Below are 14435 nucleotides of genomic sequence, written 5' to 3'. Positions count from 1 at the left end.
CGGCCTTCGGGTCAACCTGCTCAGTCTCTGCCATGACCGAAATGCTACCGACGGGTAGATCCAACGGCGACGGGCGGGGGGGGGGGGCCGGGGCCCCCCCCCCCCCCCCCCGCCCGGCCCCCCCCCCCCCCCCCCCCCGCGGGGGGGGGGGCCCCCCCGCCCCCCCCCCCCCGGGGCCCCCCCGCCCGTTGCGGTACTCCAGGTCCTCGACGAGAGCGAACCGCCTCTACACCGCGCCCACTTCGTCGGCGTACGGCGGCTCCGCGCCCGCGCGCGAGCACGTGATGGCCGCCGCTCGGGCCGCGAACCGGAGCAGGCGGGTCCAGCCGTCGGCGCCCAGAGGGGCGAGCGCGTCCGCGGACAGTGCGTCCCGGTCGGACAGGCCGTGCAGCAGGGCCGCGTTGACCGTGTCGCCGGCGCCGATGGTGTCGACGACGTCGACCTTCTCGCCCGGCACGGAGTACACGGCGCCGTCTTGGGTGAAGGCGGTGAGCCCGTCGCCGCCATGCGTGATCACGACCGCCGCGGGCCCTGCGGCCAGCCACTCGCGCGGGGAACCGCCCAGCCAGAGGGCGTCCTCCTCGGAGAGCTTGAGCAGCGTCACCGAGGGCAGCCAGCTCCTGAACCGGGCCCGGTAGGCGTCCGCGTCGGGGATCAGGCCCGCCCGGATGTTGGGGTCGAGCGCGGTGAAGACGCCCTGTGCGGCGGCCTTGCGCATCAGCGTCTCGTACGCGGTCGCCCCGGGCTCCAGGGCGAGCGAGCAGGTGCCGAAGGACATGGCGCGTGTCTTCGCGGGGAGCACCTCGGGAGCCGAGAACAGCCGGTCGGCGGTGCCCTCGACGTAGAAGGAGTAGGCGGCCGAGCCGTTCCCGTCGATCGTGGCCACCGCGAGGGTGGTCGGCTCGGCGCCGCGCTGCACGCCCGAGACGTCGACGCCGGCCGCGCGCAGCCCGTCGAGCAGCGCCTCGCCGAAGGCGTCGCGCGACGTGCGGGAGCAGAAGGCGGTGGGGGAGCCGAGGCGGCCGAGGGCGACGGCCGTGTTGTACGGGCCGCCGCCGAGCGCAGGCGTCAGACCCGCGAGGGCACCCGTGCCCTGCGGTACCAGGTCGATCAGGGCCTCACCGGCGACGACGATCACGGGGCGGTTCCTTTCTCGGACTGCGCGGGCGGTTCGGGGCACCCGCACGAGGTGCGATGGACGAAGGTGCACGGCAGCCGCAATGTGCGGGCGGGGCGGCCGGGGGAAGCGAGGCGTTCCAGGAGGATGCGCACCGCCTGGGCGCCGATCTCCTTGCTGGGCTGGGCGACGGCGGTGAGCCGGGGCGAGAACAGATCCGCCCAGGCGAAGTCGTCGAAGCAGCACAGGGCCAGGTCGCCGGGCACGGACAGACCGCGGTCCCGCAGCGCACGCAGGGCGCCGATGGTCATCGCGTTGTTGGCGGTGACCAGCGCGGTGGGCGGGGCGGGGAGGGACAGGAGCTCCGCGGTGGCGCGTTCGGCGCCGGCGGACTCGGAGTCGCCGTGCGCCACCAGGCGCTCCTGGTAAGGGAGTCCGGAGCCGGCCAGGCCCCGGCGGTAGCCGGCGATGCGTTCGCGGGTGGTGCTGAGCCCGGGCAGCCCGGCGACCAGCCCGATCCGCCGGTGACCCAGCTCTGCGAGGTGTGCGACGAGGCGGGCGGTCGGTTCGGCGCTCTCGGCGCAGACCTGGTCGTAGCGCGGCGTGGCGTCGGCGGGTGCGCCGTCCTCTGCTGTGGTGTCCTCCGCTGTGCCGTCGGCCGGCGCGCCGTCGGCCGGGGTGCCGACGAGCCGGTCGAGGAAGACGGCGGGGACCTCGTGCCGGCCGAGGTAGGCGACGAGCTCCCGGGGGTCCGCGGACGGCGCGACGATCATGCCGTCCACCCGGCGCTCGTGCAGCAGCTGGACGACCTTGCGCTCATGTTCCGGGTCGTCGTGCGGATCGGCGATGAGCAGGCTGTAGCCCTGTTCCAGGGCGGCGGCCTCGACGCCCTGGAGGATCTCCGTGAAGTACGGGTTACTGATCGCCGAGACCGCGAGCCCGATGGACCGGGTGCGCGAGGTCACCAGGGAGCGGGCAAGGGTGTTCGGGGTGTAGCCGAGCAGGTCGATCGCGTCGAGGACCGCCTGGCGGGTGTGGGGGAGGACGGGCCGGGTGTCGTTGAGGACGTGCGACACGGTCGCCACGGAGACCCCGGCGCTCCGAGCGACGTCGGCCATCGTGGCCATCGCGTTCCCCTTCCTGAGCCGCGCCCCTTCCCGAGCCGCGCCCCTTCCCGAGCCGCCCCCTGACCGGGGACGCGGGCCTTCCGGTACCGGGGACAAGGGCCTCCCGGCCGGACCGTATCCCATTCCCCGCCGGACGTAAACGCTTGCGCAAACGTTTACGTCCAGCACAGAACGGCACCGGGCAGCTCGGGACGGGGCCTCACTCCCAGTCCCACCCGATCCCCACGATCCCCGTCCGCACCCGGGGCTCGACGAGGTGGACCGAGTGATGGGGGTCGCTGAGGCGCAGTTCCTGGCGGCCGCTGCGCGGGGCGGCCGGGGAGTGCTGGGCGAAACGGTGGCAGCGGGACGGCAGCGCTCTCGCGTCGAAGCGCACCTGGAGCGCGTACTGCCCGCCGGCCGGCCCGAAGCCGCGGACGTACTCGCGGGAGACCCCGGCGGTGCCGTCCTCGATGCCGTAGCGGAAGAGGAAGGTGTCGCCGGCCCGCAGCCGGGTGTCGAAGAGGAGTTCGGCCACGAGCACGCCGGTGTCCTGGTGCACGCGTACGCGTCCCGTGCGGCAGTTCTCCACCGCGTGCACGCCCATGCGCTCGGGCACGCATCCCGGGTCGCCGTGGTGGACGGCCAGGAAGCGGTCGACGCCGTCCTTGTGGGCGCGCACGATGTGGTGCGACTCGCGCGCCGCCAGCTCACGACGCGGGCCGATCCGCACCAGTTCGTGGTGGCCCAGGGTGTGCAGCCCGCCGTCGGGCGGCGAGCCCAGCTCGGCCAGCATCCGCTGCAGGACGCCCGACGCCTCCACCAGGGAGCGGTAGGAGCGGCCCGCGGGCCGGCGCGCGGACGTGCCCTCGTCGGGCTCCGCGAGCAACCGGATCAGTGACTCCTCCGGCAGCTGGAGTATCTCCTCCAGAGCGCGCACGGCCCGCAGGGACTCGGGGCGCTGCGGGCGCCGGGCGCCCTGCTGCCAGTAGCTCAGGCTGGTGACACCGACCTTGACACCGTGGCGCGACAGATGGTGCTGCACCCGCTGCAGCGGCAGTCCGCGGGCGGCGATCGCGGCACGCAGCGCCACGTGGAAGGGGCCGCCCCGCAGGGCTGAGTCCAGTTCCGCGGTGGCGACGGCGGCGACGTCCGCGTGCTGTGTGGCGTGCGGCATGCAGGGGCCTTTCTGTGAATGCTCACTACGGCTGGTCGGGCCGGGTTTCGCGCTCGCTCTCGGGGCCACCCCGTCGGCGCCGGGGCGTCTTCACATCCGTACGCCGTCCTTCACGGCCCCGAGTTCCCACGCATTGAAGCGTGTTGACCTAGTCCCGACAACACCTGAAACCCAACAGCGACGTGCTCCTGGCCGAGACGCGATCAGCGGCCCGGCGCGGGTGCGCCGTGCGGGCCTTCCCGGAGCGCGGCCGGGCGTTGTCCACAGGCCCGCCGACTGTCGGTCCCCGCCAGTAGGGTGTGGGACATGGCCGATCCCTCCAGCTACCGCCCCCGGCCGGGTGAGATCCCGGACACCCCAGGGGTGTACAGGTTCCGTGACGAGCACCGCAGGGTGATCTACGTCGGAAAGGCAAAAAGCCTGCGCCAGCGCCTGGCGAACTACTTCCAGGACCTGACGAACCTGCACCCCCGCACTCGCACCATGGTCACCACGGCCGCGTCCGTGGAGTGGACCGTGGTGTCCACGGAGGTCGAGGCACTTCAGCTGGAGTACTCCTGGATCAAGGAGTTCGACCCCCGGTTCAACGTCAAGTACCGCGACGACAAGAGTTATCCGTACCTCGCGGTGACCATGAACGAGGAATTCCCGCGCGTGCAGGTGATGCGCGGGCACAAGCGCAAGGGCGTGCGCTACTTCGGGCCGTACGGGCACGCGTGGGCCATCCGCGACACGGTGGACCTCCTCCTGCGCGTCTTCCCGGTGCGCACCTGCTCGGCCGGTGTCTTCAAGAACGCCACCCGCACCGGCCGCCCCTGCCTGCTCGGTTACATCGGAAAGTGCTCCGCCCCCTGCGTCGCCCGCGTCTCGGAGGAGGAGCACCGCGAACTGGCCGACGAGTTCTGCGACTTCATGGCCGGCCGCACGGGGACGTACATCCGCCGTCTGGAGAAGCAGATGGCCGAGGCGGCCGAGGACATGGAGTACGAGCGGGCGGCCCGGCTGCGCGACGACATCGAGGCCCTGAAGAAGGCCATGGAGAAGAGCGCGGTCGTGCTCGCCGACGCGACCGACGCCGACCTGATCGCGGTCGCCGAGGACGAGCTGGAGGCGGCCGTCCAGATCTTCCACGTCCGCGGCGGACGCGTGCGCGGCCAGCGCGGCTGGGTCACCGACAAGGTCGAGGACGTCACCACCGGTGCCCTCGTCGAGCACGCCCTGCAGCAGCTCTACGGCGAGGAGAAGGGCGACGCCGTCCCCAAGGAGGTGCTCGTCCCCGCCCTGCCCGAGCCGGTCGAGCCCGTCCAGGAGTGGCTCGCCGGGCGCCGCGGTTCGAACGTCTCGCTGCGCATCCCGCAGCGCGGCGACAAGAAGGCCCTGATGGAGACGGTGGAGCGCAACGCCCAGCAGGCGCTCGTGCTGCACAAGACCAAGCGCGCCTCGGACCTGACGACGCGATCGCGCGCCCTGGAGGAGATCGCCGAGGCCCTCGACCTGGTCAGCGCCCCGCTCAGGATCGAGTGCTACGACATCTCGCACCTCCAGGGTGACGACGTCGTGGCCTCCATGGTCGTCTTCGAGGACGGCCTGCAGCGCAAGAGCGAGTACCGCCGCTTCCAGATCAAGGGCTTCGAGGGCCAGGACGACGTCCGCTCGATGCATGAGGTGATCAACCGCCGCTTCCGGCGCTACCTCGCGGAGAAGGAGAAGACGGGGGAGTGGGCCGACGGTGAGGACGCGCTCACCGAGGAGGACGGCCGCCCCAAGAAGTTCGCCTACCCGCCGCAGCTCGTCGTCGTCGACGGCGGCCGGCCGCAGGTCGCGGCGGCCAAGAAGGCCCTCGACGAGCTCGGCATCGACGACGTCGCCGTGTGCGGCCTCGCCAAGCGCCTGGAGGAGGTGTGGCTGCCGCACGAGGAGGACCCGGTGGTCCTGCCCCGTACCAGCGAGGGCCTCTACCTGCTCCAGCGCGTGCGGGACGAGGCGCACCGCTTCGCGATCACCTACCAGCGCACCAAGCGGGCCAAGCGCTTCCGCTCGAGCCCCCTGGACGACGTGCCCGGCCTCGGGGACTCCCGCAAGCAGGCACTTCTCAAGCACTTCGGTTCGTTGAAGAAATTGAGATCCGCCACCATCGACCAGATCTGCGAGGTGCCCGGCATAGGCCGCAAGACGGCCGAGACGATCGCCGTGGCCCTGGCCCAGGCGGCCCCGGCCGCACCCGCCGTGAACACGGCGACTGGAGAGATCATGGAGGAGGAACCCGGCACCATGGGTTCCAGTGGGGAGCCCGTGACGACGGGCGCCCCGGACGAACGACGGGGGCAGGAGACATGAATGTGAACAAGCACGAAGCGCAACAGGACCAAGGCGGAGACGGAGCACAGGTGAGCACGGGCGCGGCCGGCGAGCCGGCCGGTGTGCCGGACTCGGCCATCCCCGAACTGGTGATCATCTCCGGCATGTCCGGAGCGGGCAGGTCGACGGCCGCCAAGTGTCTGGAGGACCTCGGCTGGTTCGTCGTGGACAACCTGCCGCCGGCCCTGATCCCCACCATGGTCGAGCTCGGAGCCCGCTCGCAGGGCAACGTGGCGCGGATCGCGGTGGTGGTCGACGTCCGCGGCCGCCGCTTCTTCGACAACCTCCGCGAGTCCCTCGCCGACCTGGACCAGCGGAGCGTCACCCGGCGGATCGTCTTCCTGGAGTCCTCCGACGACGCCCTGGTGCGCCGCTTCGAGTCGGTGCGCCGCCCGCACCCGCTGCAGGGCGACGGCCGCATCGTCGACGGCATCGCGGCCGAACGCGAGCTGCTGCGCGAGCTGCGCGGCGACGCCGACCTGGTGATCGACACCTCCAGCCTGAACGTACACGAGCTGCGCGCCAAGATGGACGCCCAGTTCGCCGGCGAGGAGGAGCCCGAGCTGCGGGCGACCGTCATGTCCTTCGGCTTCAAGTACGGCCTCCCGGTCGACGCCGACCTGGTCGCGGACATGCGCTTCCTGCCCAACCCGCACTGGGTCCCGGAGCTGCGCCCCTTCACCGGTCTCAACGAGGAGGTGTCGGCGTACGTCTTCAACCAGCCCGGCGCCAAGGAGTTCCTCGACCGCTACGCCGAGCTGCTCAGGCTGATCGCGGCCGGCTACCGCCGCGAGGGCAAGCGGTACGTGACCATCGCGATCGGCTGTACGGGCGGCAAGCACCGCTCGGTGGCGACATCGGAGAAGCTCGCCGCGCGCCTCGCGGCCGAGGGCGTGGAGACGGTGGTCGTACACCGGGACATGGGACGCGAATGACGGAACGTTCACCGCGGCCGAGCCGGCTCGGCCGGCTGCGCCGCACGGTGCCCGAGTCGCGCGCCGGCCGGCCGGTCGAGGCCCGCGGCGCCCGGGCGCGCCGCCGGGGCACCCAGCCCAAGGTCGTCGCCCTCGGTGGCGGCATGGGCCTGTCCGCCTCGCTCGCGGCCCTGCGCCGGATCACCGGCGACCTCACCGCCGTCGTCACGGTGGCCGACGACGGCGGCTCCAGCGGGCGCCTGCGCGACGAGCTGGGCGTGCTGCCGCCCGGCGACCTGCGCAAGGCGCTGGCCGCGCTGTGCGGTGACGACGACTGGGGCCAGACCTGGGCCCGTGTCATCCAGCACCGCTTCCAGTCCAAGGGCGACCTGCACGAGCACGCGGTCGGCAACCTCCTGATCGTCGCACTCTGGGAGCAGCTCGGCGATCACGTCCAGGCGCTCGACCTGGTCGGCAAGCTCCTGGGCGCGCACGGGCGCGTGCTGCCCATGTCCGCCGTACCCCTGGAGCTTCAGGCCCTGGTCAAGGGGCACGACCCGGACCGGCCCGAGGACGTCGACCTGGTGCGCGGCCAGGCGACCGTGGCGCTGACGCCCGGCGAGGTGCAGTCCGTGCACCTCGTGCCGCACGACCCGCCCGCCGTCCCGGAGGCCGTCGAGGCGGTCCTGGACGCCGACTGGGTGGTCCTCGGCCCGGGCTCCTGGTTCTCCTCCGTCATCCCCCATCTGCTCGTGCCGGATCTCCTGGACGCGCTGATGGAGACGAAGGCGCGCCGGGTGCTCTCGCTGAACCTCGCTCCGCAGCCCGGAGAAACCGAAGGCTTCTCACCGCAGCGTCATTTGGAGGTTTTGGGACGACACGCCCCTAAACTCGCCCTGGACGTGGTGCTGGCCGACGAGGCCGCCGTTCCCGACCGCGAGGTGCTCACCGAGGCCGCCAAGCGGCTCGGGGCCGCGGTCGAGCTGGCGCCGGTGGCCCGGAGGGACGGAACTCCGCGGCACGATCCGGAGCTGCTGGCTGCCGCGTACGACCGTATTTTTCGGATGCATGGAAGGATCGGCCCATGGCGATGACGGCAGCGGTGAAGGACGAGATCTCCCGGCTCCCCGTCACCCGGACCTGCTGCAGAAAGGCGGAGGTCTCCGCCATTCTGCGGTTCGCCGGCGGCCTCCACCTGGTCAGCGGGCGGATCGTGATCGAGGCGGAGCTGGACACCGCGATGGCGGCGCGGCGCCTGAAGAGGGACATCCTGGAGATCTTCGGCCACAGCTCCGAGCTGATCGTGATGGCACCGGGCGGACTGCGCCGCGGTTCGCGCTACGTCGTCCGGGTCGTGGCCGGCGGCGACCAGCTCGCCCGGCAGACCGGCCTGGTGGACGGCCGGGGCCGCCCGATCCGCGGTCTGCCCCCGCAGGTGGTCTCGGGGGCCACGTGCGACGCGGAGGCCGCCTGGCGCGGTGCGTTCCTGGCCCACGGCTCGCTCACCGAGCCCGGCCGCTCGTCCTCCCTGGAGGTGACCTGCCCGGGCCCCGAGGCCGCTCTCGCGCTGGTCGGCGCCGCCCGCCGGCTCTCGATCGCCGCGAAGGCGCGCGAGGTGCGCGGCGTGGACCGCGTGGTCGTCCGTGACGGCGACGCGATCGGCGCCCTGCTCACCCGTCTCGGCGCGCACGAGTCGGTGCTGGCCTGGGAGGAGCGCCGGATGCGCCGCGAGGTGCGAGCCACGGCGAACCGCCTCGCCAACTTCGACGACGCCAACCTGCGCCGCTCCGCGCGTGCTGCCGTCGCCGCGGGCGCCCGCGTGCAGCGTGCCCTGGAGATCCTCGCCGACGAGGTCCCCGAGCACCTCGCGGCCGCCGGCCGGCTGCGCATGGACCACAAGCAGGCCTCGCTGGAGGAGCTGGGCGCGCTCGCCGACCCGCCGCTGACCAAGGACGCGGTCGCGGGCCGTATCCGCCGGCTGCTGGCGATGGCCGACAAGCGTGCCTCCGACCTCGGCATTCCGGGCACGGAGTCCAGCATCACCGAGGAGATGGCCGACAACCTCGTCGGCTGAGCCGGCGGAGAATCGTTCAACACGCCGGTGCCGCCGCCCACTTGGGCGATCGGCACCGGCGTTTTCCTGTCCTTGAGGCGCCCTTGACTCGATCATGAACTGTCATGAGCCTGGCAACTGTTCGCTGCAGTGGTGATCAACTGCTAGGGGGGTTCATGAGACACAGAGCGAGATCGATCCTCGCTGTCGGCGCGCTCCTGATCGGCGGAGCGAGCCTCGCACCCATCGCCCAGGCGCAGAACGCAAGTTCGCAGGGCTCCGACCCCAACGAGGTCGAGGTCTACCGCGCCGACGTCACCGCGAAGCAGGTACCTCTGCTGCTCGCGGCAGGACAGGACAGTCACGAACTCGGCGAGCAGGTCCCGGAGAAGGGCACCGCCTCGGTCGAGGTCTACCTCACCCGTCAGCAGGCCCGGAAACTCGAGAAGCAGGGCGTCGACCTCACCGAGCGCACGCTGTCGGCGAAGGCCGAGGCGCGGGTCGAGGGCGCGGCCCAGGGCGTCTTCCGGCCGTACAGCGGCAGCGGTGGCCTCAAGGAGGAGATCGTCCGGACCGGGCAGGAGAACCCCGGCCTCACGAAGGTCGTGTCCATCGGCAAGACCGTGGGCGGCCAGGACATCCTCGCGCTCAAGCTGACCAAGGACGCCAAGAAGGCCAAGGACGGCTCCAGGCCCTCCGTCCTCTACATGTCCAACCAGCACGCGCGCGAGTGGATCACGCCGGAGATGACCCGGCGGCTGATGCACTACTACCTGGACCACTACAAGACCGACAAGCGCGTCAGGAAGATCGTCGACTCCACCGAGCTGTGGTTCGTGATCTCGGCGAACCCGGACGGCTACGACTACACGTTCAAGAGCGACGACACCCGCCTGTGGCGGAAGAACCTGCGGGACGTCAACGGCGACGGTGTCATCTCCACCGGCGACGGCGTCGACCTCAACCGCAACTTCGCCTACAAGTGGGGTTACGACGACGAGGGTTCGTCCCCCAACCCCACCAGTGAGACCTACCGCGGCGCGAGCCCGGGCTCCGAACCGGAGACCAAGGCGCTCGACGCCTTCGAGAAGCGCATCGGCTTCTCCTACGGCATCAACTACCACTCCGCCGCCGAGCTGTTGCTCTACGGCGTCGGCTGGCAGGTCGCCACGCCCACGCCCGACGACGTGCTCTACAAGGCGCTGGCCGGCAGCCCGGACAACTCCGCGATACCCGGCTACCGCCCCCAGGTCTCCTCGGAGCTGTACACCACCAACGGCGAGGCGGACGGCCACGCGGCGAACGTCAACGGCATGTCGATGTTCACCCCCGAGATGTCGACCTGCCAGACCGCCTCGAACGCGGACCCGAACGACCGGTGGAACGCGGCCGACTGCCGCTCGGTCTTCAACTTCCCGGACGACGAGCACCTGATCCAGCAGGAGTTCGAGAAGAACATCCCGTTCGCGCTGTCGGTCGCAGAGACCGCTCCGCACCCCGACAGGCCGTCCTCGTCACTGGGCCTGACCGCGGCCGACTTCACCCCGGCCGAGTTCGCAACGTCGTACTCCCGCGGCGCCGACCAGGAGGTCTCCGTCGTCGTACGCAAGGCGATCCGCGACAAGGAGCTCAAGTACCGCGTGAACGGCGGCCGTACGCACGACACGCCGCTGCGTGCCTGGAAGGGCGGCGAGACCTACGGCGGTGACGACAACCTGCACTTCGACGAGTACCGGGCCAAGGTCAGGGACGGCGACCCGGGCGACATGGTCGAGGTGTGGTCCACCGGCGAGGCCAGGGGCGGCAAGAAGGTCTCCGGCGAGCACTTCACCTACACCGTCGCGCGGCGGCCCAGAGCCGACACCCTGGTCGTCGCGGAGGAGGGCGCGGCCGCCACGCAGGCGCAGACGTACGTGGACGCGCTGAAGGCCAACGGCCGCAGGGCGATCGTCTGGGACGTGGCCACCCAGGGCGCGCCCGACGCACTCGGCGTGCTGAAGCACTTCAGGACCGTCGTCCACTACACGGGCGCGAGCGTCCCGGGCAACGCCACCCAACTCCAGCTGCGCGCCTACCTGAACGAGGGCGGCAAGCTGATCGAGGCGGGCGAACAGGCCGGCGGCAACGTCGACCTCGGCGGCGGCACCCTGTCGAACGACTTCAGCCAGTACTACCTGGGCGCCTATTCGCGTACGTCGACACCCGGGGCCACCGGCTTCACCGGCGCCGGCAAGCTCGCCGGCGCCGGCGGCGCACTCGGCGCGGCGCCCGGCAACCCGCTCGACAAGGCGGGCACCTACGGGGTCACCTCCGAGGAACTGCCCGTCGCCACGTACCCGCAGTTCGCGAGCGCGGGCGCGGGCCAGTTCGCCGGGACCGTCAACCCGTACGGGCCGTACGCGGGCTCCTACATGGCGGCCGCCGTGCACACCGACGACTCCTACAAGCGCCTCACCCGCACCGTCGACCTCACCGGCATCACGGCGGCCGACCAGCCCACCCTGCGCAGCCGGCTGCTGTGGGACACCGAGCCCGGCTACGACCACGTCATCGTCGAGGCCCGCACGACCGGCGGCGACGACTGGACGACGCTCCCGGAGAAGGGCGGCGCGAGCAGCCAGAAGGTCCCCTCGGAGTGCGAGGCGGGCTTCCTGGTGAACGAGCACCCGTGGCTCAAGCACTACCTCACCGTCAGCCCCGCAGGCTGCACCGCGACCGGCACCAGCGGCACGTGGAACAGCCTCACCGGCGCCTCCAACGGCTGGCAGCAGGTCAACTACGACCTGAGCGCCTACGCCGGCCGGTCCGTCGAGGTGACGATCGCCTACGTCACCGACCCGGGCAGCGGCGGGCACGGCGTCCTGGCCGACGAGGCCTCGCTCGTCCTGAACGGCACGGCGACGCAGACCGAGGGCTTCGAGACCTCGCTCGGCGCCTGGAGCGTGCCCGGACCGCCTCCGGGCAGCCCGGCCGTCCTCAAGGACTGGGCGCGCACGGGCACGCTGTTCAAGACGTACGGAGCCGTCACCACCGACCGGACCGTGCTGCTGGGCTTCGGCCTCGAGCACCTCACCGCGGCGGCCGACCGCAACACCCTCGTGAAGAAGGCACTCGCCGCGCTCGAAGGGTGAACGCACCGGTCAACGATGACCAGCTCACCGTAGTCAAAAGGAGTGATCGGCTCTCAAGGGCGGGCGGTCCGTACCCCTACTGGCGGGTACGGACCGCCTGCCCGTGTATGCGGCATCTCGATGTCACCGGGGAGGCCCCAGGGAGGTAGGGTCGGGGGTGGTCGGGGACATCCCAAACAGAGCTCGCCGGCATCGCATGGCCGGCGTACCAACGAGGAGATCGGTTCGTGACGATCCGCGTAGGCATCAACGGCTTCGGTCGTATCGGTCGCAACTACTTCCGCGCGCTGCTGGAGCAGGGCGCAGACATCGAGATCGTGGCTGTCAACGACCTGGGTGACACAGCGACCACCGCGCATCTGCTGAAGTACGACACCATCCTGGGCCGCCTCAAGCACGAGGTCTCCCACACCGCCGACACGATCACCGTCGACGGTCACACCATCAAGGTCCTCTCCGAGCGCAACCCCGCCGACATCCCGTGGGGCGAGCTGGGCGTCGACATCGTCATCGAGTCGACCGGCATCTTCACCAAGAAGGAAGACGCCGCGAAGCACATCGCCGGTGGCGCGAAGAAGGTCCTCATCTCGGCCCCGGCCAAGGACGAGGACATCACCATCGTGATGGGTGTCAACCAGGACAAGTACGACCCGGCGAACCACCACGTCATCTCCAACGCCTCCTGCACCACCAACTGTGTGGCGCCGATGGCGAAGGTGCTCGACGAGAACTTCGGCATCGTCAAGGGCCTGATGACGACGGTGCACGCGTACACGAACGACCAGCGCATCCTGGACTTCCCGCACAAGGACCTGCGCCGCGCCCGTGCCGCCGCCGAGAACATCATCCCGACCACGACGGGTGCCGCGAAGGCCACCGCCCTGGTCCTGCCGCAGCTCAAGGGCAAGCTGGACGGCATCGCGATGCGCGTCCCGGTCCCGACCGGCTCGGCCACCGACCTCGTCGTGGAACTGTCGCGCGAGGTCACCAAGGACGAGGTCAACGCCGCCTTCAAGAAGGCGTCCGAGGGCGAGCTGCAGGGTTACCTGTCCTACACCGAGGACCAGATCGTCTCCTCGGACATCGTCAGCGACCCGTCGTCCTGCACCTTCGACTCCTCCCTGACCATGGTCCAGGAGGGCACGACGGTGAAGATCCTCGGCTGGTACGACAACGAGTGGGGCTACTCCAACCGCCTCGTCGACCTCACGGTCTTCGTCGGCAACCAGCTCTGATCTGATCCACGGAGCAGGCGACTCGGTGTGAACGCAGGGCTCGGGCGGCGCAGGGACGCGCCGCCCGGGCCCTGACTCACGTACAGAACAGCCCTCGTACGATCAGAGCACCCTCACCAGGAGCCCTTTATGAAGACGATCGACGAACTCCTCGCCGAAGGAGTGGCCGGCAAGCGGGTCTTCGTCCGCGCCGACCTCAACGTGCCGCTGGACGGCACCACCATCACCGACGACGGCCGCATCCGCGCCGTGCTGCCCACCGTCAAGGCCCTCGTGGAGGCGGACGCCAAGGTCGTCGTCGCCTCGCACCTCGGCCGCCCCAAGGGAGCCCCGGACCCGGCCTTCTCGCTGCTGACCGCCGCGGAGCGGCTCGGTGAACTCCTCGGCGCACCCGTGGCGTTCGCCCAGGACACCGTCGGCCCCGCCGCCCACGACGCGGTGGACGGCCTTCAGCCGGGCCAGGTCGCGGTCATCGAGAACCTGCGCTTCAACGCCGGTGAGACCTCCAAGGACGACACCGAGCGCGCCGAGTTCGCGGACCGCCTCGCCGCCCTCGCGGACGTCTACGTCGGCGACGGCTTCGGCGCGGTGCACCGCAAGCACGCCTCCGTGTTCGACCTGCCGGCCCGTCTGCCGCACTACGCCGGCTACCTCATCGCCACCGAGGTCGGCGTCCTGAAGAAGCTCACCGACGAGGTCCGGCGGCCCTACGTGGTCGTGCTCGGCGGCGCCAAGGTCTCCGACAAGCTCGCCGTCATCGACCAGCTGCTCGGCAAGGCCGACCGCATCCTCATCGGCGGCGGCATGGCCTTCACCTTCCTCAAGGCCAAGGGCCACGAGGTCGGCGCCTCCCTTCTCCAGGAGGACCAGATCCCGGCGGTCCTGGAGTACATCGAGCGGGCCGAGAAGACCGGCGTCGAGCTGGTCCTGCCGGTCGACGCGGTGGTCGCCCCCGCGTTCCCGGACCTGAAGACCAAGGCCCCGGCCGACGCCACCACCGTCGCCGCGGACGCCATCCCCGCCGACCGGATGGGCCTGGACATCGGCCCGGCGTCCGGCAAGCTGTACGCCTCGAAGATCACCGACGCCGCCACCGTCTTCTGGAACGGCCCGATGGGCGTCTTCGAACACCCCGAATTCGCCGAGGGCACCAAGGCGGTCGCCCAGGCCCTCCTCGACTCCCCGGCCTTCACGGTCGTCGGCGGCGGCGACTCCGCCGCGGCCGTCCGCCTCCTGGGCTTCGACGAGAACGCATTCGGCCACATCTCGACCGGCGGCGGCGCCTCCCTCGAATACCTCGAGGGCAAGACGCTCCCCGGCCTCGCCGCACTGGAGGACTGAACC

10 protein-coding genes are annotated in these 14435 nt (G+C 71.2%); 7 read left to right on the top strand and 3 right to left on the bottom strand.

The window, feature by feature from the left end; genetic code table 11:
* Positions 1 to 226: 226 nt before the first annotated feature.
* The 3 genes from ACIBN2_RS40990 to ACIBN2_RS40980 all read right to left on the bottom strand — a co-directional run bounded on the left by ACIBN2_RS40990 (position 227) and on the right by ACIBN2_RS40980 (position 3400).
* Positions 227 to 1138, bottom strand: a complete 912-nt coding sequence (locus ACIBN2_RS40990) for a carbohydrate kinase (protein WP_399142520.1) — start codon at positions 1136 to 1138, stop codon at positions 227 to 229.
* Positions 1135 to 2244: a LacI family DNA-binding transcriptional regulator gene (locus ACIBN2_RS40985; RefSeq protein ID WP_399142519.1), complete on the bottom strand. Its 1110-nt coding sequence runs from the start codon at positions 2242 to 2244 to the stop codon at positions 1135 to 1137. The genes ACIBN2_RS40990 and ACIBN2_RS40985 overlap by 4 nt, the downstream gene beginning before the upstream one ends.
* A 199-nt stretch (positions 2245 to 2443) precedes the next feature.
* The gene (locus ACIBN2_RS40980) at positions 2444 to 3400 is read right to left on the bottom strand and encodes a hypothetical protein (RefSeq protein ID WP_399142517.1); all 957 of its coding nucleotides are present in this window, start codon (positions 3398 to 3400) and stop codon (positions 2444 to 2446) included.
* 306 nt (positions 3401 to 3706) lie between these two features.
* Here ACIBN2_RS40980 and uvrC point away from each other — a divergent pair, with 306 nt between their 5' ends.
* The 7 genes from uvrC (at position 3707) to ACIBN2_RS40945 (ending at position 14432) form a co-directional block, all read left to right on the top strand.
* Complete coding sequence (gene uvrC, locus ACIBN2_RS40975) at positions 3707 to 5737, top strand: excinuclease ABC subunit UvrC (RefSeq protein ID WP_399142516.1); 2031 nt, start codon at positions 3707 to 3709, stop codon at positions 5735 to 5737.
* Positions 5734 to 6693 carry an RNase adapter RapZ gene (gene rapZ, locus ACIBN2_RS40970; protein ID WP_399142514.1) on the top strand — a complete coding sequence of 320 codons (960 nt, stop codon included), beginning with the start codon at positions 5734 to 5736 and terminating at the stop codon, positions 6691 to 6693. Before uvrC ends, rapZ begins: the two co-directional genes overlap by 4 nt.
* On the top strand, positions 6690 to 7766 hold the full coding sequence (gene yvcK, locus ACIBN2_RS40965) for a uridine diphosphate-N-acetylglucosamine-binding protein YvcK (protein ID WP_399142512.1): 1077 nt from the start codon (positions 6690 to 6692) through the stop codon (positions 7764 to 7766). The genes rapZ and yvcK overlap by 4 nt, the downstream gene beginning before the upstream one ends.
* Entirely contained in the window at positions 7757 to 8746 is a 990-nt protein-coding gene (whiA, locus tag ACIBN2_RS40960) for a DNA-binding protein WhiA (protein WP_393868114.1), read from the top strand. Before yvcK ends, whiA begins: the two co-directional genes overlap by 10 nt.
* Positions 8747 to 8901: 155 nt before the next feature.
* Positions 8902 to 11856, top strand: a complete 2955-nt coding sequence (locus ACIBN2_RS40955) for a M14 family zinc carboxypeptidase (protein ID WP_399142510.1) — start codon at positions 8902 to 8904, stop codon at positions 11854 to 11856.
* Positions 11857 to 12083: 227 nt separating this feature from the next.
* Entirely contained in the window at positions 12084 to 13091 is a 1008-nt protein-coding gene (gene gap, locus ACIBN2_RS40950) for a type I glyceraldehyde-3-phosphate dehydrogenase (protein WP_399142508.1), read from the top strand.
* A gap of 129 nt (positions 13092 to 13220) precedes the next feature.
* Positions 13221 to 14432, top strand: a complete 1212-nt coding sequence (locus tag ACIBN2_RS40945; protein WP_399142507.1) for a phosphoglycerate kinase — start codon at positions 13221 to 13223, stop codon at positions 14430 to 14432.
* Positions 14433 to 14435 lie beyond the last annotated feature (3 nt).

This window comes from Streptomyces sp. NPDC050534 (assembly GCF_044457745.1).
In the GTDB taxonomy this organism is placed as follows: Bacteria; Actinomycetota; Actinomycetes; order Streptomycetales; family Streptomycetaceae; genus Streptomyces.
The sequence above is the reverse complement of the archived record's forward strand: the minus strand, read 5'-3'. Positions and strand labels throughout refer to the sequence as shown.

What these genes read in the sequence shown, in the direction of transcription:
- ACIBN2_RS40985 (WP_399142519.1), bottom strand. Translation starts at nt 2,244, where the DNA reads ATGGCCACGATGGCCGACGTCGCTCGGAGCGCCGGGGTCTCCGTGGCG.
- ACIBN2_RS40980 (WP_399142517.1), bottom strand. Translation starts at nt 3,400, where the DNA reads ATGCCGCACGCCACACAGCACGCGGACGTCGCCGCCGTCGCCACCGCG.
- uvrC (WP_399142516.1), top strand. Translation starts at nt 3,707, where the DNA reads ATGGCCGATCCCTCCAGCTACCGCCCCCGGCCGGGTGAGATCCCGGAC.
- rapZ (WP_399142514.1), top strand. Translation starts at nt 5,734, where the DNA reads ATGAATGTGAACAAGCACGAAGCGCAACAGGACCAAGGCGGAGACGGA.
- yvcK (WP_399142512.1), top strand. Translation starts at nt 6,690, where the DNA reads ATGACGGAACGTTCACCGCGGCCGAGCCGGCTCGGCCGGCTGCGCCGC.
- whiA (WP_393868114.1), top strand. Translation starts at nt 7,757, where the DNA reads ATGGCGATGACGGCAGCGGTGAAGGACGAGATCTCCCGGCTCCCCGTC.
- ACIBN2_RS40955 (WP_399142510.1), top strand. Translation starts at nt 8,902, where the DNA reads ATGAGACACAGAGCGAGATCGATCCTCGCTGTCGGCGCGCTCCTGATC.
- ACIBN2_RS40945 (WP_399142507.1), top strand. Translation starts at nt 13,221, where the DNA reads ATGAAGACGATCGACGAACTCCTCGCCGAAGGAGTGGCCGGCAAGCGG.